This is a genomic window from Mesorhizobium dulcispinae (genome assembly GCF_033977345.1).
Lineage (GTDB): Bacteria > Pseudomonadota > Alphaproteobacteria > Rhizobiales > Rhizobiaceae > Mesorhizobium > Mesorhizobium dulcispinae.
Genome location: NZ_JAVIIY010000020.1, coordinates 1 through 24,645 on the forward strand (window position 1 = coordinate 1; position 24,645 = coordinate 24,645).

Genomic DNA, 24,645 nt, shown 5'->3' on the forward strand with positions numbered 1-24,645 from the left:
GCCAGCATCTTGAATCACAAATCCGACAAATCAGGAATCCCCTCCGATTCCGTCAAATCTTGAACCGCTCTAGAATAGGCGTCCGCCGTTCGGCACCTTGCGCTCTATGGCGCCGAGCACCACGGCGCCCTCGTCATCCGGAAAGCCAAGCGTCAGTACTTCCGACATGAACGGGCCGATCTGGCGCGGCGGGAAATTGACCACCGCGAACACCTGCCGGCCGATCAGCGTCTCCGGCGCGTAGTATTTGGTGATCTGCGCCGATGACTTCTTCACCCCGATCACCGGACCGAAATCGATCTTCAATTTGATAGCCGGCTTGCGCGCCTGCGGAAAAGGCTCAGCCTCGACGATCGTGCCGGCCCGGATGTCGACGCGGTCGAAATCGGCAAAGCCGATCTCGGGCTTGCGCTCGCTGCTGGAACTCATCGGCGGTATTGGCTTGGCTCAGGCGTTTCCATGGGTCTCAAAGAGCACGCTGGACAGCGCGTCCTTGGCCGATGTACCCGACCAGACGACGAACTGGAAGGCCTGGAAATAGCATTCGCAGGCCTCTAACGCCGAGGACAGCAGCACCTCGACCTGCTGGCTCGAAGGCTCGACCCCGCCGGCAAGCAGCAGCGACTGCCTAAACATGATCGCGCCTTCCTGCTCCCACAGGTCGAAATGGCCGAACAGCATCTGCTCGTTGATCAGTGACAGCAGCCGCATCACTTCGAGCGCGCGCGTTTCCGGCACCTTTATGTCGAAGGCGCAGGCCAGATGGAGCGCTTCGAAATCTTCCATCCAGGAAAAGGAGACGTGATAGTCGGTCCAACTGCCGGCCACCGAAATCGAAATCTCATCGTCGCCGGCTCGTTCGAAGGACCAGTCATTGTTGTGGGCCACCTGCTCGATGACATCCACCGGGTGGATTTCGCGGGATAATTCGAGTTCGAGAAGTTCCATGGATGCTTCCTGTGTTCAGGGGAGCGCCACACGCTCCGCGGGGCACACACGACGAACAATCTTGTCTAGAACTCGGACGGCCAGGAACTTCTCAAACGCAAAGACCCCAGACCGGACCCCACCGCCCGGCGCATGACCCTGCTTCGAATCATGCAACAAATTCAGTCTATTGATCGGGAGTCGCGTGAACAGCCCAATTTTTCGCACTGCGTCATTCGCATGTGGAAAGGCGCTGTCAAAAAGATTCATGCAATGCCGGTAAGCGATTCACGGCAAAGCGATTTTTCGGATCGCGCTTTGTGGAAAAGTTTACGATTATTTTTTTGATCTGGGCTTCGCCGCGGCCGCCGGTGCGGCCTGACCGGTCACTTCGGCGAGCTTCGCTTCGAGCGCCTCGACGCGCGCCGCAAGCTGGATGTTGTCTTCCCTCGCCTTGACGGCCATCTCGCGCGCGGCCTCGAACTCCTCGCGCTGCACCACATCCATGGAGTTGAGCAGACGCTCGGCCTGGCTGCGAAAAGCAGTCTCCATCTCGCGCCGAACGCCTTGGGCGGCCCCCGCTGCATCCGTCATCAGCTTGGCGAATTCATCGAGAATGCGGTTCGGTCCGTTCGACATGGCAGATCCTCGCTTGCTGATTTTGACGTAGTGGCGCGCGCCACGGAATGCAAGCGCAACGGGCGGGCTTGCTATTACTACTAGTCGACCGGTCCAATAACTATTATTATAAGTTGAAACCTCAAGGAGTTCGTCATGGCGATCAGCGCAGACCTCGGGCACCGGCTGGAAGATGTAGTGAACCGGCTTGTCAGCACCGGGCGCTACAATTCGAAAAGCGAAGTGCTGCGCGAAGGCGTCCGCCTTGTCGAAGAACGGGAGAAGCGCCTGGCCGCGCTCGATGCAGCGCTCGCGAGGGGTGTGACCGATGTCGACGAAGGACGCGTAAAGCCGGCCGAGGAGGTGTTTGACCGCCTGGAGGCCAAATTCAAGGCGATGGCCGAGAGGAACAGGTGAGGCGGCTGATCGTTGCCGCGCAGGCTGAATTGGATCTCGAGGTCATCGCAGAACACATCGCCAGGGACAACCCGTTCCGGGCCCGTGACTTTTCTTCAAGAACTACGCAACGCTTGCGCCGAACTGCGCACGATGCCGGAGCGTTATCCTTTGGTTCCGCGGCATCAATCTTCCGCGCCGGGTCCACGGTAGCTATCTGATTTTCTTCCACGTCAGTGCGGACACGGTTGAAATCCTGCACGTCCTGCACGGAGCGATGGACTACGAGCAGATTCTATTCCCCGGAACCTTATAGCGGGTCCGCTTGCCCACGGCACCGACGCTGCCTTGACCCCGCCAAAACCCTGCCGCATGGTCCGCGCCGAAATGCGACCGTGCCCGGGAGACCCCGTTTGAGCGAATATTTCCTGCTGCCGCTGGCCTCCCTGCCCTTCCCCAACATCGATCCGGTCATCGTCAATATCGGACCGCTGGCGGTGCATTGGTATGGTGTCGGCTACATCGTCGGCATCCTCTTTGCCTGGTGGTATGCCAAGCGGCTGGCCACCAATACCGGTCTTTGGCCGGACGGCAAGCTGCCGATGAAGCCCGAGGACCTCGACGATTTCATCGTCTGGGCGGCGATCGGCGTTGTGCTCGGTGGGCGGACTGGCTACGTGCTCTTCTACGACCTGCCGCGCTACATCGCGCATCCTCTCGACATTTTCGCGGTCTGGCAGGGCGGCATGTCGTTCCACGGCGGCCTGCTCGGCGTTATCCTCGCCATGACCTTGTTCTCGCTCAAGCGCGGCATCCACACCTGGACTTTGTTCGATGTCGTCGCGGCCGGCGTGCCGGTCGGTCTTGGACTGGTGCGCGTGGCCAATTTCATCAATTCGGAGCTCTGGGGACGGCCGTCGGACGTGCCCTGGGCGATCGAATTCCCCAATGGCGGCCCGTTTACCCGGCATCCCAGCCAGCTCTATGAGGCGCTGCTCGAAGGCCTCGTGCTGTTCCTGGTGCTGCGCTTCCTCACCCATTCGCGGCTGAAGCTCAGGACGCCGCGCTTCGTCGGCGGCGCTTTCATCTGCGGCTATGGCCTGTCGCGCATCTTCGTCGAGTTCTTCCGCGAGCCCGACCAGCAGCTCGGCTACCTGCTCGGCACCAACTGGCTGACCATGGGCATGATCCTCTCCTCGCCGATGGTGCTCGCCGGCATCTGGGCGATGGTGACGGCAAAGCCGATGACGCAAACGCAACCGGCATGACCCGGCTGAAGGAGCGCATCGTCGGCCTGATCGGCGCCGTGGGGCCGATCCCGGTCAGCGAGTACATGGCGCTCTGCCTGTTCGACCCCGAGGACGGCTACTACACGACGCGCGAACCATTCGGCGCCGCCGGCGACTTCGTCACCGCGCCGGAGATCAGCCAGATGTTCGGCGAGCTCATCGCCGTCTGGCTTTACCAGGCCTGGCAGGGCGCCGGCCGGCCGCTCCCCGCCACCTTCGCCGAAATCGGCCCCGGTCGCGGCACGCTGATGAAGGACATGCTGCGCACCTGGTCGCGGCTCGACCCGGCGCTTGCCGCCGGCGCCTCCTTCGCCCTGATCGAGACCAGCCCGCGCCTGGCCGAAATCCAGAAAGCGACGCTTGCCGGCCAGAGCTCGGCCCTGAGCTGGCACCAGGCCATCGACACGCTGCCGCGGCAGCCGCTCTTCATCATCGGCAACGAGCTGTTCGACGCGGTACCGATCCGCCAGTTCATTTATGTCGGTTCGGGCTGGCGCGAGCGCATGGTCGGTCTCGACGACGCCGACAATCTCCACTTCTTCGCCGGCGCTGGCTCTGTCGACCCGGCGCTGCTGCCGGCTGGCGCGGCAGATGCGCCGCAAGGCGCGATCGTCGAGGTGGCGCCGGCTCGTGCTGCGCTGATGTCGGCGATTGCCGAGCGCATCGCCGGCCATGGCGGCGCCGGGCTGTTCATCGACTATGGCCATCTTCAGCCCGGCATCGGCGACACATTGCAAGCCCTGCGCAGGCACGATCACGAAGACGTGCTGGCCAATCCCGGCGAGGCCGATCTCACCGCGCATGTCGATTTCGCGGCCCTGGCCGCAAGCGTCCGCGCGCACGGCCTCGACGCGGAACTGACCACGCAGGGCGAGTTCCTGCTCGGCATGGGCCTCATCGAGCGCGCCGGCGCGCTCGGCGCCAAGGCCGACGACGGCGAGCGGCAGGCGATTTCCGACGCCGTCGAACGCCTCGCCGGTCCCGATGCGATGGGTGACTTGTTCAAGGTGATGAAGATCCTTCCGACTACGAAAAGCGGCTGACATCGGCAGGCAACCCGTGCAAGCTGGCCCTTCCACTTGCCCGAACTCCGTCTTGACGAAACGGCCTGCGCGGACAACAAACCCATCCATGCTGATTGAGACCAGACCCGATCCAGTACGCTCGCCTCTGCTTGAGAAGGCGCAAGGCATACGCCACGGCTATTTCACCCGCATCGGCGGCGTTTCCGGCGGCATCTACCAGGGCCTCAACATCGGCACAGGCTCCAGTGACGACCAGACGCTGGTCGCCGAGAACCGTCGCCGTGTTGCCGACTGGATGGGCGTGCCGGCGGACCATCTCCTCACCGCGCACCAGGTCCATTCCCCTGATGTCGTCATCGCAAGAGAGCCTTTCGCGAGCCCTCGCCCCAAGGCCGATGCCATCGTCACCGACCGGCCGGGCATCGCCGTAGGCGCCTCGACGGCCGATTGCGGGCCGGTGCTGTTCGCCGATGCCGAGGCGCGCGTCATCGGCGCTGCCCATGCCGGCTGGAAAGGCGCCTTCACCGGCGTGCTCGAAAACACCGTTGCCGCGATGGAAGGCCTTGGCGCCCGCCGTAAGCGCATCGTCGCCGTGCTCGGCCCCTCCATCGGGCCTGACAACTACGAGGTCGGGCCCGAATTCGTCGCCCGCTTCGTCGAGGCCGATGCCGGCAATCAGCGCTATTTCAGCTCGTCGGCGAAACCCGATCACTCGATGTTCGACCTCAACCGATATACGGTCGACCGGCTGCGCAAGGCCGGCGTGACCGCCGAAGGGCTCGGCCGCTGCACTTACGCGGAAGAAGATCTTTTCTATTCCTATCGGCGCACCACCCACCGCAAGGAAGCGGATTACGGGCGCCAGGTTTCGGCAATCGTTCTGGAGAGAGAGTAATGGCGCTGCATTTCGAACGTTCGGAATTCGACGCGCGGCGCGACCGGCTGCTGATCGAGATGGCCGAGAAGAAGCTCGACGCCGTGCTTTTGTTCGCGCAGGAGAGCATGTACTGGCTGACCGGCTACGACACGTTCGGCTTCTGCTTCTTCCAGTGCCTGGTGGTGAAGGCCGACGGCTCGATGGTGCTGCTCACCCGCTCGGCCGATCTGAGACAGGCGCGCCACACCTCGACCATCGAGAACATCGTGCTGTGGACCGACCGCGACGGCGCCAATCCCGCGATCGACCTGCGCAATTTGCTCAACGACCTTGACCTGCTCGGCGCCCGCATCGGCGTCGAATACGACACGCATGGCCTGACGGCCTACAATGGCCGCCGCGTCGACGAGCAGTTGCAGACCTTCGGCCAGATCGCCGATGCGTCCGGCATCGTCGGCCGGCTGCGGCTCTTCAAGAGCCCGGCCGAGATCGCCAAGGCGGAAAAGGCGGCAGCGCTTTCCGACGATGCGCTCGATGCCGCGCTGCCGCTGATCAAGCAAGGCGGCGACGAGGGCCTTATCCTTGCCGCCATGCAAGGTGCCGTTTTTGCCGGCGGCGGCGACTATCCAGCCAACGAGTACATCATCGGTTCCGGCGCCGATGCCTTGCTTTGCCGCTACAAGGCCGGGCGCCGCAAGCTTACCAAGAACGACCAGTTGACGCTCGAATGGGCGGGTGTCTTCCATCACTACCATGCTCCGATGATGCGCACGGTGTTGACCGGCAAGGTCTCCAAGCGCCACCAGGAACTGTTCGATGCTGCCCGCGCCGCGCTGCTCGCGGTGGAGAAGGCGATGGTGCCGGGCAACACCTTCGGTGATGTCTTCGATGCGCATGCCCGCACGCTCGAAGCGCATAATCTGACCAAGCACCGGCTGAATGCCTGCGGCTACTCGGTCGGCGCCCGCTTCACACCGTCCTGGATGGATATGCCGATGTTCTACCAGGGCAATCCGGAGCCGATCGCGCCCAACATGACGCTGTTCGCGCACATGATCATCATGGATTCGGAGACCGAGAGCGCGATGACGCTTGGCCGGACCTACCTCACGACGGAATCGGCGCCGAAGCCGCTCTCCCGCCATGATCTCGACTTGATCGTACAGTGAATCCATAATGGTTGGTTCACGCGGGGCGTCGCCACCAGGGAGTTTTCGGGCAAATGAGACGATCGCAGGTGACGACCGTGTCATTGCTTGCGGCGCTGGCGCTTACCGCCTGCACCAACGCCAAGGACGTCCTCGACCCTTCCGCCGTCAAGCCGCCGGCTAATTCGGCCCAGGCTTTGCCGGCCACGCAGGGCACATCGGCCACCACGTCCCCGACCACGACCGCGCCTGCCCCTGCAGCGACCGCGGCGGCTTCGACGCCCGCCACGCCGGCTCAAACCGCCGCCGCCATCGCCAAGACCCGGCTGCAGGTGGCGCCGATCGTCGGCGCTTCCGTCGAGGCCGCAGCGCCCTTGACGGCGGAACTGCAGGCGCGCGCCAGGCAGCGCGGCGTGACGCTCGTTGGCAGCGCCGACCAGACGGCGACGCATGTGCTGAAAGGCTATTTTTCGACGATGTCCGAAGGCAAGGACACCACCGTCATCTATGTCTGGGACGTCTACGACCCCTCGGGCAATCGCCTGCATCGCATCAATGGCCAGCAGAAGGCGCCTTCCGTCGGCAGCACCGAGGGCTGGCCAGCCGTTGCCCCCGCGACCATGCAGGCGATCGCCGATCAGACCATCGACCAGTTCACCGCCTGGCTCGGCAGCGGCGGCGCCGGCTAGAGCAGGAAAGTGCACAACGGTTTTCCGTTCAAAATTGCGTCAGCGAACATGTTGCCGGCTTGCGATGCCGGCGGCCTTTGTTGCGCCTTCTCGAAGGATTCCCGATCACGAGGCTTGCAATACCGGCGCGGGCCGCTAAAAGCCCCGCATAAAACGCTCATGAGAGTCTATCCGGTCTCTCCATCCTTCACCAGGAACGGTGCATGAAGCTTTTCGCGGGCAATTCCAACAGGGTGCTGGCCGAAGCGGTCGCTCGCTATCTGAACATTCCGCTGGGTAAGGCCAGCGTCCGGCGCTTCGCCGATCAGGAGATCTTCGTCGAGATCCAGGAGAACGTGCGCGGCGAGGATGTCTTCATCCTGCAGTCGACCTCCTATCCGACCAACGACCACCTGATGGAACTGCTCATCATGATGGATGCCTTTATGCGCTCCTCGGCAAGGCGCATCACGGCGGTCATTCCCTATTTCGGCTACGCCAGGCAGGACCGCCGCGCCTCCGGCCGCACGCCGATCTCGGCCAAGCTCGTCGCCAACATGATCACCCGCGCCGGCGCCGACCGCGTGCTGACGCTCGACCTGCATGCCGGCCAGATCCAGGGCTTCTTCGACATCCCGACCGACAACCTGTTCTCGGTGCCGGTGATGGCCCGCGACGTGAAGGCGAAATACAAGCAGCTCGGCAACGTCGTCGTCGTGTCGCCGGACATTGGCGGCGTGGTGCGGGCGCGCGCGCTTGCAAAACGCTTCGACGCTCAGCTCGCCATCGTCGACAAGCGCCGCGAGCGCCCCGGCGAATCCGAGGTCATGAACATCATCGGCGCCGTCGCCGGCAAGGACTGCCTCTTGATCGATGACATCGTCGATTCCGGCGGCACGCTCTGCAACGCTGCCGATGCGTTGCTCGCCAATGGCGCGACCAGCGTCACCGCGTACATCACCCATGGCGTGCTCTCGGGCGGCGCTGTCGCTCGCATCAGCGGTTCGAAACTGCAGGAACTGGTGATCACCGATTCGATCCAGCCGAGCCAGGCCGTGCTCGACGCGCCCAACATCCGCGTCATCTCGATCGCCGATCTGATGGGCGAGGCGATCTCGCGCACGGCGACCGAGGAATCGGTCTCGAGCCTGTTCGATTAAGCCGCGCTGCTGGCCTGAACCGGGCCGCCTAATCGCTTTGCCCCCTCGCCTGCGTCGCGCGCGCCGCGCATATAGCCGCGCGGCGAGCTGCCTAACATGCGCTTGAACATGGTGATGAAGGCCGGCACGCTGTCATAGCCGAGATCGAGCGCCACCCTGGTGATCGGCTCGCCGTCGGCAAGCCTGGGAAGTGCTGCAAACAGGCAGGCCTGCTGGCGCCAGGTGGAGAGCGGCAAGCCGGTCTGGCGATGGAAGGCGCGGGTGAAGGAGCGCCGGCTCATGCCCGCGGCATCCGCCCATTGGTCGATCGTAGCGTGCGGCGAAGGCGCCGCCACGAAGCGCCGGCAGAGCGCCGCGAGCTTCGGATCCGACGGGAAAGGCAGGCCGAGCGGCCGTTCCGGCAGGTTCGGGATCTCGTGCAGCAAAAGCCCCATGATCAGTCCCGCGCGCCCTTCGAGTTCGCCGCCCTGCGGCAGCTTCTCCGATTCCACGATCAGGCTGTGCATCAATTCGGTGATGCCGACGACGCGCAATCCCTCCGGCAGGCCGGGAATGGCGTCGGGCACCACATAGACCGAGCGCATCGAGACATCGCCCAGCATCTCGACCGAGTGCTCGATGCCGGCCGGTATCCACATCGCATGGTCGGGCGGCACCATCCAGCGGCCGTGTCTCGTCGTCACCAGCACGACGCCGACCAGAGCATGCAGCAACTGGCTGCGGCTGTGGCGGTGCCGCGGCACGTGGTAGCCGTCGGGATATTCGGTCGGCAGCGCGACCGCCGGCCCGACCGCCTGCTCCAGCCATTGCCAGCGGCTTTCGTGCAGCCGGCCGAGTTCGGCGGCGTCACCCCGGAAGATTTCCCGGCCATGCGGCATCGGATGTGGCCCACTTGCGAAACTATTGGACCAAACCACGAAAGAAGTCGCCTGACAAGCATCCTATAAGGCTGCCTGCGGTTCGCCGCCAAAAAGACCACGGAGCATTGCCTTGACCGATACGACAGCCACCGCCGTCGCTGCCCCAGCGCCGGCCAGCCACCCCTCGGCGCAAGCGACGGCGTTTACCGTCATTCTTGCAGTGAGCTTCTGCCACTGCGTCAACGACATCATGCAGTCGCTGCTATCGGCCATCTATCCGCTGCTCAAGGACAATTACGGTCTCGATTTCTGGCAGATCGGCCTTTTGACCTTCACCTTCCAGGTGACGGCCTCGCTGCTGCAGCCGGTGATCGGCATGATCACCGACAAGCGGCCGATGCCCTATTCCTTGCCTTGGGGCATGGCCTCGTCGCTGGTCGGGCTGGTGGTGCTTGCGCATGCCGGCCATTACTGGCTGCTGCTCATCGGCGCCTCGCTGATCGGCATCGGCTCGGCGATCTTCCATCCGGAATCCTCGCGCATCGCCCGCTTCGCCTCCGGCGGCCGCTTCGGTCTCGCGCAATCGCTGTTCCAGGTCGGCGGCAATTTCGGCCAGGCAATGGGACCGCTGCTCGCCGCCTTCATCGTCGTGCCTTTCGGCCAGACCAGCATCTCCTGGTTCGCCGTCGGCTCGTTGATCGGCATCGTCGTTTTGTGGCAGGTCGGCGGCTGGTACAGCCGGCTGCGCGCCTCGATGGCCACCCGCAAGCAGGCGGCCCATGTCTCGCCCTTCCCGCGCAGCAAGGTCATGTGGGCATTGGCGGTGCTGACGCTGCTGGTGCTGACCAAGAACGCTTATATCGCCTCGCTCTCCAGCTACTACACCTTCTACGCCATCCATAAGTTCGGCGTTTCGGTGCAGATGTCGCAGGTGATGCTGTTCCTGTTCCTCGGCGCTTCCGCGCTGGGCATCCTGCTCGGCGGTCCGTTCGGCGACCGCCACGGACAGAAGGCGATGATCTGGTTCTCGATCGTCGGCGTGCTGCCCTTCACCCTGGCGCTGCCCTACGCCAATCTGGAATGGACGATGGTGCTCACCGTGCTGATCGGCCTCATCCTGTCGTCGGCCTTCTCCAACATCGTGGTCTTCGCGCAGGAACTGGTGCCGGGCCGCGTCGGCATGATCGCCGGCATCTTCTTCGGCTTCGCCTTCGGCATGGGCGGCATCGCCGCCGCTGTGCTCGGCGTCATCGCCGACATGAAGGGCATCGACTTCGTCTACCAGGTCTGCTCCTACCTGCCCTTCCTCGGTTTGCTGACGGTGTTCCTGCCGAACATGAAGGAAGCAAGGAAGCAGGCGGCGGCCAGCTAAACACCCCCGATCTTCAGGGCTCGAATAAGGGCGTGGCAGCTGCCGCGCCCTTATCGATTCCTCCCCATACGCCAGGTGAAAAGCCTGTTAGAGCAATTCCAGGAAAAGTGTGTAACGGTTTTCCGTCTGGAATTGCGTAAAAACAAATAGTTAGAACAGTTCAGCGTTTCCGTGAAACGATGAACTGTTCTAGTGTTCGAAACGCGTGCGCGGGCGACGCTGCCGCAGATAACTCAATGTCTCTGGAGAATGATATGCGCAAGATCGTGTTGGCCGTGTTGGGCGTGCTTCTTGTAACCTTGCCGGCTACGGCACGCATCGTTCCTTTTCCGCCCGGTTTCAAGACGCAGTCCGTAGAAACCAATGGCACGAGCCTCTATGTGCGCGTCGGCGGCAAAGGTCCCGCGGTCGTGCTGCTGCACGGCTTTGCCGATACCGGAGACATGTGGGGCGCGGCGGCGGCGGCGCTCGCAAAGGACCATACTGTCATCGTGCCGGACCTGCGCGGCATGGGTCTGTCCGCTCACCCTGAAGCGGGCTACACCAAGAAGAACCAGGCCGTCGACATCGCCGGCATGTTGGATGCCCTGAAGATCGACAAGGCAGATCTGGTCACGCACGACATCGGCAACATGGTCGGCTATGCGCTTGCTGCGCAATATCCCAAGCGCATCACCAAATGGGTCATCATCGATGCGCCACTGCCCGGAATAGGTGACTGGGAAAAGATCAAGCAAAGCCCGCTGCTTTGGCACTTCAACTTCCGTGGCCCGGATATGGAGCGGCTGGTCGCGGGGCGCGAGCGCATCTATCTCGACCGCTTCTACAACGAACTGTCGGCCGACCCGAAGAAGATCGATGAGGCCACGCGCAAGCACTATGCCAAACTCTATGCACGCCCGCATGCGATGCATGACGCTTTCGAGCAGTTCAAGGCCTTTGACCAGGACGCGATCGACAACCAGGCGATGCTCGCCGCTGGCGGCAAACTGACCATGCCAGTACTGGCTGTTGGCGGGGAAAAATCCGCCGGCACCACGCAGGCCGATATCTTGCGGCTTGTTGCGACCGATGTCACAGGCGGCATCGTGCCCAACTCCGGTCATTGGATCATGGAGGAAAACCCCGACGCCACCGTCAAGCTGATCACTGGTTTTCTCGCCAGATAGGCACTGTCCCGCGGATATGTCGATGACAGTACAAAAGCACCCGCCTGACGGCGGGTGCCTTGTCTATCCAACTGGACGATTCTAGGCCTTGAAGAAGGCCAGGAGGTCGGCGTTGATGATGTCCGCATGGGTGGTCGCCATGCCGTGCGGAAGACCCTTGTAGACCTTGAGCTCGCCCTTCTTGAGCAGCTTGATCGCAAGCAGCGCCGAGTCCGCGATCGGCACGATCTGGTCGTCGTCGCCGTGCATGACGAGCACCGGCACGTCGATCTTCTTCAGGTCCTCGGTGAAGTCGGTTTCCGAGAAGGCCTTGATGCAGTCGTAGTGCGCCTTGGTGCCGCCCATCATGCCCTGGCGCCACCAATTGTCGATCACGCCCTCCGACACCGTCGCGCCTGGGCGGTTGAAGCCGTAGAACGGACCGGCCGGAATGTCGCGGAAGAACTGGGCGCGGTTGGCTGCCTGGGCGGAACGGAAGCCGTCGAACACCTCGATCGGCAGGCCGCCGGGATTGGCGTCGGTCTTGAGCATGATCGGCGGCACCGCGCCGATCAGCACGGCCTTGGCGACGCGGCCGCCGGAACCGTACTGCGCGACATAGCGCGCCACCTCGCCGCCGCCGGTCGAATGGCCGACATGGATGGCGTTCTTGAGGTCGAGATGCGCTACCAGCGCCGCCACATCGGCGGCATAGGTGTCCATCTCGTTGCCGGTGTCGGTCTGGCTGGAGCGGCCATGGCCGCGGCGGTCATGCGCGATGACGCGGTAACCCTTCGACAGGAAGAACAGCATCTGGGCGTCCCAGTCGTCGCTGCTCAGCGGCCAGCCATGATGGAAAACGATCGGCTGACCAGTCCCCCAGTCCTTGTAGTAGATCTGCGTTCCGTCCTTGGTAGTGATCGTGCCGCTGCCCGAGCCGGCCTTCGCGTGCGAAGCTTCAGTCATCTCCATCTCCTCTATAATTTTCGCGATAAACAATATCGCGATAACGATATGCCTAGCGTGGTCGAACTCACTTGTCCACAAAAATATATATCACGATAACATTTTTCGTGGTACATAATCAGGGCTCAGTCGGCAAAAGGAACGCGTCGTGCCTCTTCCCTTGGACAATCAGCTCTGTTTCACGCTTTACGCCACCAGCATGACAATCAATCGTACCTACAAGCCCATGCTGGACAAGATGGGGATCACCTATCCGCAATATCTGGTGCTCAACGCGCTCGGCGAGGCGGACGGCATGTCGGTGGGCAGCATCGCACACCGGCTCGCCTTGGAATCGAGCACGATCACGCCGCTGGTGAAGCGCATGGAACAAGCTGGCTTGGTCGCCCGGCAGCGCAGCCAGACCGACGAACGCCAGGTGCAGGTCGATCTGACACCCGCCGGACGCGCGCTGCTCATCCAGTGCAATTGCCTGAACGAGACCCTGATCGAGCGCTCGGGCATGACGCTGGCTGAGCTCGACGCCCTGAACCGCCAGGTCCAGGCGCTGCGGGATGCGCTGAACAGTGACCTGGCCGGCGCCAGCTGAAGCTTGCGCACTATCCCTTAATGTAGCCCGAACTCGCGCAGCAGCTCCTCGCGGTGGCGCACGAAGCGGCTTTCGCTGCGGTCGCGCGGGCGCGGCAGGTCGATGTCGATCAGCCGCGCCGCGCCGCCCTTCTCCTTGGGCAGGATCAGCACCCGGTCGGCGAGATAGATCGCCTCCTCGAGGTCATGGGTGACCACGACCATGGTGACGTTCTCCTCGCTCCAGATGCGCGCCAGTTCTTCCTGCATGGAGATCTTGGTCATGGCGTCGAGAGCCCCGAGCGGCTCGTCGAGCAGCAGGATCTCGGGCTGCACCGTCAACGCCCTGGCGATGCCGACGCGCTGCGCCATGCCGCCGGAAAGCTGCCTTGGATTGGCATCGGCGAATTCGGCAAGGCCGACCAGCGCGATATAGAAGCGCGCGCGCTTCTCGGCTTCCGCCTTGGGCACGCCGCGCACTTCGAGGCCGAAGGCGACATTGCCGAGCACGGTCAGCCAGGGCAGCAGCCGCGGCTCCTGGAAGATCACCGCCCGCTCCTCGCCGACGCCCTCGATCTCTCTGCCGTCGATCGCGACGGCGCCGCCGTCGACCCGCTCCAGTCCGGCCAAGATGCGCAACAGCGTCGTCTTTCCGGAGCCGCTGGCGCCGACGATGACGAGGCACTCGCCGGAGCGGATGTCGAGGCTGAGCGAGCGCAGCACGGCAAGCTGGCGCCCGCCGAGGCTGAAGGATTTCGACAGGTCGCGTATCGTGACCTCGCCGCCGCGTGCCGTGGCCATGGCGCTTGCCTCCGTGCTCAGTTAGTCTTGGTTTCGCCTAGACGGTAGAGGATGTCGGCTGCCTTGAGCTTGCCTTTCGGCAAACGGCCGTCGCGCTCGAGAATGCTCACCCAGAAGTCGACGTCGCGGTCCGTCACGGCCGCCTTTTCGCGCAGGCCGAAGCCGGTCCAGAAACGCGCCAGTTCGCCATTCTCGCCGCGCTTGTCGAGGACGCCGGCGAGTACCTTGCGCGCCTCGTCCGGGTTCTGCCGCGACCAGTCCGACGCTCGCGCCGACTGCTCGACGAAGTTGCGGGCGGCGTCCGGATTGGCGGCGATGAAATCGCGCCGCAGCACCACAAAACCGCCGGCGATCTCGCCGAGCACGTCAGTGTCGTTGAAGACGCCGCGCACGCCGCCATTGCTGACCAGCTGGCCGGCAAACGTCGCCTGCCAGTAGCCGAGCCCCGCGACATCGACCTGGCGCGAGCGCAAGGTCTGCTCAAGCTGCGGCCCGGGCACCACGACCAGCTTGGCCGCGTCCGGCGGCAGGCCGACGCCGCGCAGCGCCTCGCGCACCGTATAGTCGAGATGGGCGCCGAGCGTGTTGACCGAGATCGTCTTTCCGGCGATGTCGGCGATCGATTTGATCGGGCTGTCCTCCAGCACATAGAAGACGCTCTTGACCTCCTTGTTGATGCCGTTGCTCGGATAGGCGGCGACGAAGTCGTTGCCGCCGGCAATCGAGTTGATCACGGCCGGTGTGGCGGCCGAGCCCAAGTCGACGCTGCCGGAGGCGAGCGCGAACAGCGATTCCGGGCCGCCCGCGGCGTAGCCGACATTCTCGAGCTCGATGCCGAGACCTTTGAAATAACCGAGCTCGGCGGCGAGCTCATGCGGGGAAATGCCGCCGCGGCTGGCGAGGTAGCGTATCTTCACGGAGGCAGCCTGCGAGCGCGCGATCGAAGGCAGGCCGGCGGCGATGATGCCGGCGGCAAGCGGGGCACGTAGAAGAAGCGAACGGCGTGTGATGGTCATGATCCGGCCTTTCATTTTTCGGTGACAATGATGGGAGGCTGCTTAGCCCACGGTATTGCTCCAGCGGCAAAGCCGCCGCTGCAGACTGACCAGCGCCTGGTTGGCGATCAGGCCGAGCGCTGCCAGGATGATGATCGCCGCAAACATCAGCGGGATCTGGAAGTTGTACTGCGCATTCATCACCTGGAAGCCGATGCCCTTGTTGGCGCCGATCATTTCCGAGGCGATCAGCAGCAGCAGCGCCGTGGTGGCGCCGAGCCTCAGGCCGACGAAGATCGAGGGCACGGCGCCAGGCAGCACGACGCGGCGGAATATGGTCAGCCGCCGGGCGCCATAGACCCGCGCCATTTCGAGCAGCTTCGGATCGACTTCCTTGACGCCGCCGATGGTGTTGAGCAGCAGCGGAAACAGCGTCGCCCAGAAGATGACGAACACCTTGGAGGCTTCGCCCAGGCCCAGGAGCAGGATGAACACTGGATAGAGCGCCAGCGCCGAGGTTTGGCGGAAGAGCTGCAGGATCGGGTCGAGCGCGGTTTCGACGGCCCGCACCTGGCCCATGACGAGGCCGAGCGGGATGGCGACGACAACGGCCGCAGCAAACGCAAGGCCGGCGCGCTGCAGGCTGATGGCGATATCGCCGAGCAGGCTGCCGCCGGCGAGCCCCTTCCAGAGCGCGACAATGATCGCGTCGAGCGGCGGCAGCACCGCCGCGTTGACCCAGCCGCTGCTCGCCGCCACCTGCCAGAGCGCCAGGAAGCCGAGGAGCACGCCATAGCGCGACAGGATCCGTAACCAGGTCCGGCCGGACAGTCGCAAGGCCTCCGCTCCGAAGCCATTGCCGCCGTCGCGCCTGCCGATGCCGACTGCACGTTCGATGTGCTGCAAAGTCATCGTCTTGCCTCTCGCTTCAAGGGATCATTCGGCGGCGAGCACGGTCGAACGCGCGGCCGTCCACGGATTCTCCGGCCGCCTGAGACCGAGATTCTCGCGCAGCGTCCTGCCCTCATAGGCGGTGCGGAACAGGCCTCGCCGCTGCAGTTCCGGGATCACCAGGTCGACGAAATCATCGAGCGCGCCGGGCAGCCAAGGCGGCAGGATGTTGAAGCCGTCGGCGGCTTCGTTGCTGAACCATTCCTCCAGTTGATCGGCGATCTGCGTGGCGCTGCCGATGACGGTGTAGTGACCACGCGCAGTCGCCACCCACTGATAGAGCTGGCGGATCGTAAAATTGTGCTCGTCGGCGATCTGGCGGATCAGCGCCTGCCGGCTCTTCATGCCTTCGGTTTCCCGGCTCGGCGGCAAGGGGCCGTCGAGCGGATAGTCCCTGAGGTCGAGCGTCTGGCCGGCAAGCGCGTTGAGCAGCGCAACACCATCCTCCGGCAGGATCAGGTCGTTCAATTGCTGATATTTGGCGCGGGCCTCCTCTTCGGAACGGCCGACGAAGGGCGCCACGCCGGGCATGATCAGCACCTGCGCCGGATCGCGGCCGGCCGCCGCCACGCGCGCCTTGATATCGCGGTAGAATTCCTGCGCGGATGCCAGGTTCTGATGTGCAGTGAAGATCACTTCGGCCGAGGCTGCCGCGAGCCCGCGCCCGTCGTCGGATTGACCCGCCTGCACCACGACGGGGTGGCCCTGCACTGGACGCGGCACGTTGAGCGGACCCTTGACGCTGAAATGCTCGCCCTTGTGGTTGATGTCGTGCAGCTTGTCCTTGTCGTAGAAGCGACCCGTCTTCTTGTCGCGGATGAAGGCCTCGTCCTCCCAGCTGTCCCACAGCGCTTTGACCGTCTCGACATGCTCATGCGCCCTTGCGTAGCGCTCCGCATGGTTGGGCTGGACGTCGCGATTGAAGTTGCGCGCCGTGTCGTCGCCGGCCGAGGTGACGACGTTCCAGCCGGCGCGACCGTTCGACAGAAGGTCGAGCGAAGCGAATTTGCGGGCGAGCGTGTAGGGCTCTTCATAGGTGGTCGAGGCGGTGGCGATGAAGCCGAGATGCGTGGTCAGCGGCGCCAGCGCCGCAAACAGCGTGACCGGCTCGAACCCGGCGATCTTGGCGTTGCCGCCTTCACGGGCGCCGAGGCCGACTGTCAGATTGTCGGCGAGGAAATAGGCGTCGAACAGGCCGCGCTCGGCGGTCAGCGCGAGCTTTTTGTGGAACTCGAAATTGGTCGCGCCGTCGGCCGGCGAGTCCGGATGGCGCCAGGCCGCGACATGCTGGCCGCCGCCGGGCAGGAAGGCGCCGAGCTTGATCTGTCTGGACTTGCTGGGGCTGGTCATGGCTGATCCTTCCGTTCGGAAACGACTGCTTCGGAGTCAGGCGGCGAGGCCGACACTGCGGGTGGCGCCCACGACGTTGACGACCTCGGCGATGGCCTGCCGGGAACGGGCATGGATGGCTTCCGACACCAGTATGCCGTCGGCGAAATCCTTGTCGGAGGCGTAGATCGCAGTCGGCATGGTCAGCGCTTCGAAGAAGCCGAACAGCGGCCGCAATTGGTGCTCAACGATCAGCGAATGACGCTCGCCGCCGCCGGTCGCCGCCAGGATGACCGGCCTTCCGCGCAGCGAAGCCGGATCGAGAAGGTCGAACAAGTGCTTGAAAAGGCCTGTATAACTGCCCTTGAAGGTCGGCGACCCCGCCACCAGCACGTCGGCGCTGACCAGTTGTTCGATGATGCTGCGGGCAGCCGGATCGAGATCGGAAAGGCGACGCGCCACCGGAAAGGACGGACCAAGGTCCTCGATGTCGAAGACCGCCTGCGTCGCACCGATCCGGCCTGCCACCTCGCCGGCGATATGGTTGATGAATGCCTTGGTTTTCGAAGGGCGGGTCAGGTTGCCGGATATTCCCACCACAAGCTTCTTCGTCATCTCGGCTCTCCTCACGGCATTTATTCATTAAGACTACCGATTTTATAGAATTAGATGAGCGAGAAGATTTCAAAACGGACCGGATGGAGGGATTGAGTTTGCGCCCTTTCGCTGTTGATTGGTTCAGCGGATGCGGCGGCCCGCCCCGCGTCCCATCGCCAGGACGGCGCGGTTATCAACCATTTCCGCCGCGGATTGGCAGATCTCCGCGGCGGCGATCCCTCAAAAAGGGGCGGTTCAAGTTGGGGCTCAGTCCGTGGCCTCGCTGTTGACCGATGGCAATGGCGGTGCGTCCAGTCCAAGAAACGGATCGCGCCAGGCATCGATACTCTCGAGCCCCAGATACCACCGGCTTACAGACGGATACTGCTCAAGCGGCAACCTGGCGGCATCGTTGAACGCGAGAAACGTCGCCATGCGAAAATCGGCATAGGAGACGGAATTGCCGACCAGCCACTCCCTTTCCGAAAGCACGACATCGAGGATGACAGCCGCCGTGTGGAACAGCCTCAGCCCCTCCTCGACCAGGGCCCTGTCGATCGGTCCCAGCCCCCAGCGCTGTTTCGTGCCACGCTCGAAATGCACCATGTCGCAGGCCCTGGTGAAATTCTCCTTGCCCCAGCTTATCCAGCGGATCATCTCGGGCTCGTCGTCGCCGGTGCGCCAGAAGTCGGAATGCATGTCGCGCGAAAGCCGGCAGGCGATCGCGTCTGCTTCCCAGAGGCTCCATCCCGGGCCGACCAGTATGGGCAAGGTCAAATTGGGGTTCAGCGCGCGATAGCGCTCGGCCTGCCCCGGCGCCATGGGCGACGCGAATTCGAAGGCAACATCCGCTTTCAGATAGCGCGCCACCGCGACCGCGAGGCGAGGATTAGGATTGCGGCTGAACAGAAGTTTCATGTCGATCTCCAAAGGTTCTTCGAATGCCTGCCAAGGACGATTGAAACCTGCCTGATGCGACATGACGAATACAGGCGGAAACCCGGCGCAACCCGCGGATCCAACTTTGCACCGGCCGGAAGCATCGCTTATGCTCCGCCTGTCGGGCCAGATGTCTGCGTAAACCTTGGCTCAAGGCTTCCGGCTCAACGGCTTGCGCCCCTCGCCGCCTTCCGCTATAGAGCCGCCACCCGCGTAGACACCCTTGGAGGCAACGCGGAGGAAGGCCGGCCAGGCCTCACATGATCCCCAGACGCATTTGGATCGCCAAACGCATCGGACAGATCGTGCAAGGCCGCGACGGCTTTCGACGTTTACGGTTGGGCTTGCTCGCCGCGAACGCTCCATAACACGCGAAAGGAAATGCCATGAGCCACGAGGCTTACGAGCTCAAGGCCGAAGCGCGCGAACAGGTCGGTAAGGGGTCCGCCCGTGCAGTTCGCCGCAACGGTAAAGTGCCTGCAGTTATCTACGGCGACAAGCAGCCCCCCCTGGCGATTGCGCTCAACTACAAGGACATCTTCTACAAGATCCACGGCGGCGGGTTCCTGACCACGATCGCCACGATCGATGTCGACGGCAAGAAGATCCAGGTCCTGCCGAAGGACTTCCAGCTCGATCCGGTCAAGGACTTCCCGGTCCATGTCGACTTCCTGCGCGTCGGCAAGGACACCGAAGTCAATGTCGACGTGCCCGTCCACTTCATCAATGAAGAGAAGTCGCCCGGCATCAAGCGCGGCGGCGTGCTCAACATCGTGCGTCACGAAGTCGAGTTCCACTGCCCGGCCAATGCGATCCCGGAATTCATCACCGTCGATCTCGCCGGCACCGAAATCGGCGATTCGATCCACATCTCGGCGGTTACCCTGCCGGCCGGCGTCAAGCCGGTGATCTCCGATCGCGACTTCACCATCGCGACCATCGCCGGCTCCGCGGCAATGAAGCCGGAGACGGAGGAGGCTGCTGAAGCAGCAGCAGCGCCTGAAGCTGAGGCCGCTGAGGCCGAAGAGAAGTAATTTTTCGCCTGGAGTCGACGATGCTTGTCTTTGCAGGCCTCGGCAATCCGGGCGCGAAATACGCCAACAACCGGCACAATGTCGGCTTCATGGCGGCGGACGCGATTGCCCGCCGCCATTCCTTTTCACCCTGGTCGAAGAAGTTCCAGGGGCTGATTTCCGAAGGCATGCTCGGCGGCGAAAAGGTCCTCTTGATCAAGCCGCAGACCTTCATGAACCTGTCCGGACAGTCGGTCGGCGAGGCGCTGCGCTTCTACAAGCTCGACGCCGCCGCCCTCACCGTCTTCTACGACGAGATCGACCTTGCCGCCGGCAAGGTCAGGGTCAAGGTGGGCGGCGGTTCCGGCGGCCACAACGGCATCCGTTCGCTCGACCAGCATGTCGGCAATGCCTATCGCCGCGTGCGCATCGGCGTCGGCCATCCCGGCGTCAAGGAGATGGTGCACGGCCATGTGCTCGGCGATTTCGCCAAGGCCGACCGTGAATGGCTCGACGTATTGCTCGATGCGATCGCCGACGACGCGGGCTTGCTGGCCAAGGGCGACGACAGTTCCTTCATGAACCGCATCACGCTCGTGCTGCGCGACAAACTCGTGCCGACCGGCGATGACGATCGGCCCCCACCCAAGGCGCCGAAACAGAAGAGCCATATCCGCAAGGCCCGCCAGCAGCAGCCACCGGCGAAGGTTCCCGAAAGCGGCCCGATGGCCGCGATGCTGAAGAAGCTGTTCGGCAAGGACTGAGCGTCGAAACGATCGCGCCAAGGGCTTGACGTTCGTCGTCGCTTTCGCCCATAGCCTCCACCAAAATCTCGAATTCCCGATAGGACCGCACAAGATGGGTTTCAAATGTGGCATCGTTGGCTTGCCCAACGTCGGCAAGTCGACGCTGTTCAACGCGTTGACCAGGACGGCCGCCGCTCAGGCCGCCAACTATCCTTTCTGCACCATCGAGCCGAACACCGGCGAAGTGGCGGTGCCGGATCCGCGCATGCAGAAGATCGCAGCGATCGGCAAGTCGAAGGAGATCATCCCGACCCGCATCTTCTTCGTCGACATTGCCGGCCTGGTGCGCGGCGCCTCCAAGGGTGAAGGCCTGGGCAATCAGTTCCTCGCCAACATCCGGGAGGTCGACGCCATCGTGCATGTGCTGCGCTGCTTCGAGGATGACGACATCACCCATGTCGAAGGCCGCATCGATCCGGTCGCCGACGCCGAGACCGTCGAGACCGAGCTGATGCTCGCCGACCTCGAAAGCCTGGAGCGCCGCATCGTCCAGGTCCGCAAGCGCGCCGCCGGCAAGGACAAGGAAGCTATGGCCGTGCTGCCTATGATGGAAGCGGCGCTCGAATTGCTGCAGGCCGGCAAGCCGACGCGCTTCCTGCTCAAGGGCATCGCGGCGGAGGACCTGCGCATCCTGCAGGGGCTGAACCTGTTGACGTCGCATCCCGTTCTCTACGTCTGCAACGTCGCCGAGGCCGACGCCGCCACCGGCAACGAGCATACGCAAGCAGTGGAGAAGATGGCCGCCGCGCAGGGCGCCGGCACGGTGGTGATCTCGGCGGCGATCGAGGCGGAAGTCGCGCAGCTTTCCGACGAGGAGGAAATGGAATTCCTCGCCTCGATCGGCCTTGATGAGCCGGGTCTCAACAAGGTGATCCGCGCCGGCTACGAGCTCTTGCATCTGATCACCTATTTCACCGTCGGGCCGAAGGAGACGCGCGCCTGGACGATCCACAAAGGCGACAAGGCGCCGCAAGCGGCGGGCGTCATCCACACCGATTTCGAGCGCGGCTTCATCCGCGCCCAGACGATCTCCTACAACGATTTCGTCACGCTGGGCGGCGAAGTGGCGGCCAAGGAAGCCGGCAAGGCGCGCGACGAAGGCAAGGAATATGTCGTCCAGGACGGCGACATCATGCTGTTCAAGTTCAACACCTGACATCGCCGGGTCTCCCTTGCCGGCCGATCCTCGGCCGGCGGTGGCGCAGTCTTGACCTTGTGATGCAGCGGGGCTAAGCGGCCGGTGCTGACGGCCATCAAGCTCCTGCATCCTGACGACGCTTCGAACGAAATCTCTTTGGTCCAGCAAGGGAGACCCGGCGATGATCAAGGCCTTCGTCGTGGACAACGATCGCCTGCGCGTCACCGACGATCTCGCCGCGGATGGCGACAGGGTCGTCTGGGCCGATCTGTTCAATCCGACCAAGGAAGAAGAGGCCGCCATCGAGAGCTGGCTGGGCATTGCCATCCCGACGCGCGAGGAGATGGAGGAGATCGAGATCTCCAGCCGCCTCTATGTCGAGGACGGCGGCTACTTCATGACCGCCGTGCTGCCCGCGCAAACCGAGGTCGACGACCCGTTGATGTCGCCGGTGACCTTCGCGTTGGCCGGCAATCGGCTGATCACCATCCGCTACCACGAGCCCAAGGCCTTCAAGACCTTCCCGCTGCGCGCCGAAAAGGTGGCGACCGGCTGCACCAGCGGCGACACCATCCTGATCGGCCTGCTGGAAGCGATCGTCGACCGGCTTGCCGACATCCTCGAACGCGCCGGCCGCGATGTCGAGACGATCTCGCGCGACATCTTCGAGGCGCGCTCGACCAAGGCCTCGAAGCGCAACCGCGATTTCCAGGAGCTGCTCAAGGGCATCGGCCGCAAGGAGGATCTCGCTTCCTCCGTCCGCGACAGCCTGATCTCGCTGCAGCGCCTTGCCGGCTTTCTCGCCCATGTCGCGGCCCAGACCAAGATGAGCAAGGATGTGCGGGCCCGCATCAAGACGCTGTCGCGCGACGTGCTGTCGCTTGCCGACCACGCCACCTTCCTGTCGCAGAAGATCTCCTTCCTGCTCGACGCCACGCTCGGCATGATCTCGATCGAGCAGAACGCCATCATCAAGATCTTCTCGGTCGCCGCCGTCATCTTCCTGCCGCCGACGCTGGTCGCCTCGATCTACGGCATGAACTTCGACATCATCCCCGAGCTCAAATGGGAGTTCGGCTATCCCTTCGCCATCGGTCTGATGGTGGTCTCGGCGATCCTGCCCTTCTGGTATTTCCGCCGCCGCGGCTGGCTCTAAAAGCAATTCCAGGAAAAGTGCGCAGCGGTTTTCCGTCCGGAATTGCGCGACACAAAGAAACCGAGCGGTTCCGCCTCTCTGCATTCGCGCCCATTGGCTGGCTCACCAGAAAGGACTTGACCAAATTGGCTCGGGCCGTCATCCGGGATGCCCGACTTGGGGATCACGTTCGTCAACCGGATTGCCGACATGACCGGAAAGACCTGGGCTTTTGAGGATTTCGTCGAGGGCGCGTCGCTCGACCTCGGCGGTAAAGACGTAAGCGCCGCCGAGATCATCGAATTCGCCAGCGAGTTCGATGCCCAGCCGATGCATCTCGACGAGGAGGCCGGCAAGGCCAGCATCCTGGGCGGTCTTTCGGCTTCGGGCTGGCACACCTGCGCGATGTTCATGCGCATGCTGTGCGACGCCTTCCTGCTCGATTCGACCTCGCAAGGCTCGCCCGGCATCGAGCATGTGAAATGGAAGAAGCCGGTTCTGGCCGGCGACCGGCTCACCGGCAAGGTCACCGTGCTTTCCAAGCGCCAGTCCACATCGCGGCCTCAGCTCGGCCTCGTCAGCATGCGCAGCGAGTTGTTCAATCAGCGCGGCGAATGCGTCTTCGAGCTTGAGAACACCGGCATGTTCTTGACCCGAGAGGCCGTCACGTGACCCTGGACGAGTATTTCCTCATCGGCGAGACCGTCACGCTGGGCTCGCACAAGTTCGAAGCGGACGAGATCAAGACGTTCGCGCGCAAATACGATCCGCAGGTCTTCCATGTCGACGAGGAGGCAGCGAAGAAGAGCGTGCTTGGCGGTCTCTGCGCCTCCGGCTGGCACACAGCCGCCACCTGGATGAAATACAACCTCGAAAAGCGCATGGAGACCGAAGGCGTGCGCTGGACCGGTCCCGGCCCGCAGCCCGAATTCGGCCCCTCGCCGGGCTTCCGCAACCTCAAATGGCTGAAGCCGGTCTATGCCGGCGAGACCGTGACCTTCACCCGCACCGCGCTTGCCCATCGCCCGCTTACCGGGCGCCCGGGCTGGAGCCTGCTCACGCTGCGCTCGGAAGGTTTTGACTCAACCGGCGACAAGGTCATCGAGTTCGACAGCGCCGTGCTGGTGAAGGTGGAGTAGCGTAGATCCTTCTCCCCGTTCACGGGGAGAAGGTGCCCGGAGGGCGGATGAGGGGCGGCGCCAACGATGGTGTCTCACACTCGACCGGAGCGCTCACCCCTCACCCTGCTCCGCTCGCGTTGCTCGCTCCGCTTCCCTCTCCCCGTAAACGGGGCGAGGGAGAAGAGCTAATGCCCCTGGAACCCGATCAGCGTCCTGACCGGCACGCCGAGCGCTTCCAGCTTCTGGCGCCCACCGAGATCCGGCAGGTCGATGACGAAGCAGGCGGCGACAATGTCGGCGCCGATCTGCCTGACCAGCTTCACCGCCGCTTCCGCCGTGCCGCCGGTGGCGATGAGGTCGTCGACCAGGATCACCTTCTCGCCGGGCGAGACGCCGTCCTTGTGCATCTCCATCTCGTCCAGCCCGTATTCGAGACTGTAGGCTACGCGCACCGTCTCGTAGGGCAGCTTGCCCTTCTTGCGGATCGGCACGAAGCCGGCCGAAAGCTGGTGCGCCACGGCGCCGCCAAGGATGAAGCCGCGCGCCTCGATGCCGGCGATCTTGTCGATCTTCAGCCCGGCGTAAGGATGCACCAGCTCGTCGATAGCGCGGCGGAAGGCGCGCGCGTCACCCAGCAGCGTGGTGATGTCGCGGAACAGGATGCCGGGCCTCGGATAGTCGGGAATGGTGCGGATCGCGGCAAGCAGCGTGTCTTCGAGCGAGGGTTTCATGAGGCGAGGCTCCGCGTGTCCGGCTGTCGGGTATGAACGGCGTCGACGCGCCCGGCGCAACGCAACCA

The 24,645-nt window shown here is 63.7% G+C and carries 29 protein-coding genes; 17 read left to right on the plus strand and 12 right to left on the minus strand.

The genetic code is table 11. From position 1 onward, the window contains the following. Positions 1-69: 69 nt before the first annotated feature. The 3 genes from RFN30_RS28110 to RFN30_RS28120 form a co-directional block, all read right to left on the minus strand. Positions 70-429 (minus strand): tRNA-binding protein, encoded by a 360-nt coding sequence (locus tag RFN30_RS28110; RefSeq protein ID WP_320265319.1) that lies wholly within the window; start codon positions 427-429, stop codon positions 70-72. 18 nt (positions 430-447) lie between these two features. After that, positions 448-948: a type III secretion system chaperone family protein gene (locus tag RFN30_RS28115; protein WP_192256205.1), complete on the minus strand. Its 501-nt coding sequence runs from the start codon at positions 946-948 to the stop codon at positions 448-450. Positions 949-1,263: 315 nt separating this feature from the next. Then, entirely contained in the window at positions 1,264-1,566 is a 303-nt protein-coding gene (locus RFN30_RS28120) for an accessory factor UbiK family protein (RefSeq protein ID WP_320265320.1), read from the minus strand. A gap of 135 nt (positions 1,567-1,701) precedes the next feature. On the opposite strand from RFN30_RS28120, the gene RFN30_RS28125 reads away from it, so the two are divergent. The 8 genes from RFN30_RS28125 (at position 1,702) to RFN30_RS28160 (ending at position 8,108) form a co-directional block, all read left to right on the plus strand. Continuing rightward, a complete protein-coding gene (locus tag RFN30_RS28125) occupies positions 1,702-1,962 on the plus strand; it encodes a type II toxin-antitoxin system ParD family antitoxin (RefSeq protein ID WP_320265321.1) in 261 nt (86 codons plus the stop codon). Between the two features lie 199 nt (positions 1,963-2,161). Then, positions 2,162-2,257, plus strand: a complete 96-nt coding sequence (locus RFN30_RS28130) for a type II toxin-antitoxin system RelE/ParE family toxin (RefSeq protein ID WP_320265389.1) — start codon at positions 2,162-2,164, stop codon at positions 2,255-2,257. A 97-nt stretch (positions 2,258-2,354) separates the two neighbouring features. Then, complete coding sequence (lgt, locus tag RFN30_RS28135) at positions 2,355-3,209, plus strand: prolipoprotein diacylglyceryl transferase (RefSeq protein WP_320265322.1); 855 nt, start codon at positions 2,355-2,357, stop codon at positions 3,207-3,209. Further along, entirely contained in the window at positions 3,206-4,273 is a 1,068-nt protein-coding gene (locus RFN30_RS28140; RefSeq protein ID WP_320265323.1) for a class I SAM-dependent methyltransferase, read from the plus strand. Before lgt ends, RFN30_RS28140 begins: the two co-directional genes overlap by 4 nt. An 88-nt stretch (positions 4,274-4,361) precedes the next feature. Next, positions 4,362-5,150: a peptidoglycan editing factor PgeF gene (gene pgeF / locus RFN30_RS28145; protein ID WP_320265324.1), complete on the plus strand. Its 789-nt coding sequence runs from the start codon at positions 4,362-4,364 to the stop codon at positions 5,148-5,150. Next, entirely contained in the window at positions 5,150-6,301 is a 1,152-nt protein-coding gene (locus tag RFN30_RS28150) for a M24 family metallopeptidase (protein WP_320265326.1), read from the plus strand. The genes pgeF and RFN30_RS28150 overlap by 1 nt, the downstream gene beginning before the upstream one ends. 53 nt (positions 6,302-6,354) lie before the next feature. Further along, positions 6,355-6,969, plus strand: a complete 615-nt coding sequence (locus RFN30_RS28155) for a hypothetical protein (RefSeq protein ID WP_320265327.1) — start codon at positions 6,355-6,357, stop codon at positions 6,967-6,969. Between the two features lie 203 nt (positions 6,970-7,172). Further along, complete coding sequence (locus RFN30_RS28160; RefSeq protein ID WP_066994382.1) at positions 7,173-8,108, plus strand: ribose-phosphate pyrophosphokinase; 936 nt, start codon at positions 7,173-7,175, stop codon at positions 8,106-8,108. Here the strand turns inward: RFN30_RS28160 and RFN30_RS28165 are convergent. Further along, positions 8,105-8,986, minus strand: a complete 882-nt coding sequence (locus RFN30_RS28165) for an AraC family transcriptional regulator (protein ID WP_320265328.1) — start codon at positions 8,984-8,986, stop codon at positions 8,105-8,107. The genes RFN30_RS28160 and RFN30_RS28165 overlap by 4 nt on opposite strands. 112 nt (positions 8,987-9,098) lie before the next feature. On the opposite strand from RFN30_RS28165, the gene RFN30_RS28170 reads away from it, so the two are divergent. Beyond that, on the plus strand, positions 9,099-10,340 hold the full coding sequence (locus RFN30_RS28170) for an MFS transporter (RefSeq protein ID WP_320265329.1): 1,242 nt from the start codon (positions 9,099-9,101) through the stop codon (positions 10,338-10,340). A gap of 254 nt (positions 10,341-10,594) precedes the next feature. Further along, the gene (locus RFN30_RS28175; protein WP_320265390.1) at positions 10,595-11,509 is read left to right on the plus strand and encodes an alpha/beta fold hydrolase; all 915 of its coding nucleotides are present in this window, start codon (positions 10,595-10,597) and stop codon (positions 11,507-11,509) included. A gap of 81 nt (positions 11,510-11,590) precedes the next feature. On the opposite strand, the gene RFN30_RS28180 is transcribed toward RFN30_RS28175, so the two are convergent. Further along, positions 11,591-12,454, minus strand: a complete 864-nt coding sequence (locus RFN30_RS28180) for an alpha/beta fold hydrolase (RefSeq protein WP_320265331.1) — start codon at positions 12,452-12,454, stop codon at positions 11,591-11,593. A gap of 148 nt (positions 12,455-12,602) precedes the next feature. Here RFN30_RS28180 and RFN30_RS28185 point away from each other — a divergent pair, with 148 nt between their 5' ends. Then, complete coding sequence (locus tag RFN30_RS28185) at positions 12,603-13,043, plus strand: MarR family winged helix-turn-helix transcriptional regulator (protein WP_320265332.1); 441 nt, start codon at positions 12,603-12,605, stop codon at positions 13,041-13,043. Positions 13,044-13,060: 17 nt separating this feature from the next. On the opposite strand, the gene RFN30_RS28190 is transcribed toward RFN30_RS28185, so the two are convergent. The 6 genes from RFN30_RS28190 to RFN30_RS28215 all read right to left on the minus strand — a co-directional run bounded on the left by RFN30_RS28190 (position 13,061) and on the right by RFN30_RS28215 (position 18,612). After that, on the minus strand, positions 13,061-13,822 hold the full coding sequence (locus RFN30_RS28190) for an ABC transporter ATP-binding protein (protein WP_320265333.1): 762 nt from the start codon (positions 13,820-13,822) through the stop codon (positions 13,061-13,063). A 17-nt stretch (positions 13,823-13,839) separates the two neighbouring features. Beyond that, positions 13,840-14,838: an ABC transporter substrate-binding protein gene (locus RFN30_RS28195; protein ID WP_320265334.1), complete on the minus strand. Its 999-nt coding sequence runs from the start codon at positions 14,836-14,838 to the stop codon at positions 13,840-13,842. A 42-nt stretch (positions 14,839-14,880) separates the two neighbouring features. Then, on the minus strand, positions 14,881-15,729 hold the full coding sequence (locus RFN30_RS28200) for an ABC transporter permease (RefSeq protein ID WP_320265336.1): 849 nt from the start codon (positions 15,727-15,729) through the stop codon (positions 14,881-14,883). A gap of 24 nt (positions 15,730-15,753) precedes the next feature. Then, complete coding sequence (locus RFN30_RS28205; RefSeq protein WP_320265337.1) at positions 15,754-17,118, minus strand: LLM class flavin-dependent oxidoreductase; 1,365 nt, start codon at positions 17,116-17,118, stop codon at positions 15,754-15,756. 36 nt (positions 17,119-17,154) lie between these two features. Continuing rightward, a complete protein-coding gene (gene msuE, locus RFN30_RS28210) occupies positions 17,155-17,712 on the minus strand; it encodes an FMN reductase (RefSeq protein ID WP_320265338.1) in 558 nt (185 codons plus the stop codon). A 249-nt stretch (positions 17,713-17,961) separates the two neighbouring features. Beyond that, on the minus strand, positions 17,962-18,612 hold the full coding sequence (locus RFN30_RS28215) for a glutathione S-transferase family protein (RefSeq protein WP_320265339.1): 651 nt from the start codon (positions 18,610-18,612) through the stop codon (positions 17,962-17,964). Between the two features lie 407 nt (positions 18,613-19,019). Here RFN30_RS28215 and RFN30_RS28220 point away from each other — a divergent pair, with 407 nt between their 5' ends. From RFN30_RS28220 to RFN30_RS28245, 6 genes are all read left to right on the plus strand, one after another. Further along, on the plus strand, positions 19,020-19,667 hold the full coding sequence (locus tag RFN30_RS28220; protein WP_320265340.1) for a 50S ribosomal protein L25/general stress protein Ctc: 648 nt from the start codon (positions 19,020-19,022) through the stop codon (positions 19,665-19,667). Between the two features lie 20 nt (positions 19,668-19,687). After that, positions 19,688-20,410, plus strand: a complete 723-nt coding sequence (gene pth / locus RFN30_RS28225; RefSeq protein ID WP_320265341.1) for an aminoacyl-tRNA hydrolase — start codon at positions 19,688-19,690, stop codon at positions 20,408-20,410. Positions 20,411-20,504: 94 nt separating this feature from the next. After that, positions 20,505-21,608, plus strand: a complete 1,104-nt coding sequence (gene ychF, locus RFN30_RS28230; RefSeq protein WP_320265342.1) for a redox-regulated ATPase YchF — start codon at positions 20,505-20,507, stop codon at positions 21,606-21,608. Positions 21,609-21,771: 163 nt separating this feature from the next. Then, the gene (corA, locus tag RFN30_RS28235) at positions 21,772-22,746 is read left to right on the plus strand and encodes a magnesium/cobalt transporter CorA (protein ID WP_320265343.1); all 975 of its coding nucleotides are present in this window, start codon (positions 21,772-21,774) and stop codon (positions 22,744-22,746) included. Between the two features lie 189 nt (positions 22,747-22,935). Then, positions 22,936-23,397, plus strand: coding sequence for a MaoC family dehydratase (locus RFN30_RS28240; protein WP_320265391.1), 462 nt, complete (start codon positions 22,936-22,938; stop codon positions 23,395-23,397). Continuing rightward, complete coding sequence (locus RFN30_RS28245; RefSeq protein WP_320265344.1) at positions 23,394-23,864, plus strand: MaoC family dehydratase; 471 nt, start codon at positions 23,394-23,396, stop codon at positions 23,862-23,864. Before RFN30_RS28240 ends, RFN30_RS28245 begins: the two co-directional genes overlap by 4 nt. A 167-nt stretch (positions 23,865-24,031) precedes the next feature. Here the strand turns inward: RFN30_RS28245 and RFN30_RS28250 are convergent, their stop codons facing one another. Further along, positions 24,032-24,577 carry an adenine phosphoribosyltransferase gene (locus tag RFN30_RS28250; RefSeq protein ID WP_320265345.1) on the minus strand — a complete coding sequence of 182 codons (546 nt, stop codon included), beginning with the start codon at positions 24,575-24,577 and terminating at the stop codon, positions 24,032-24,034. Positions 24,578-24,645 lie beyond the last annotated feature (68 nt).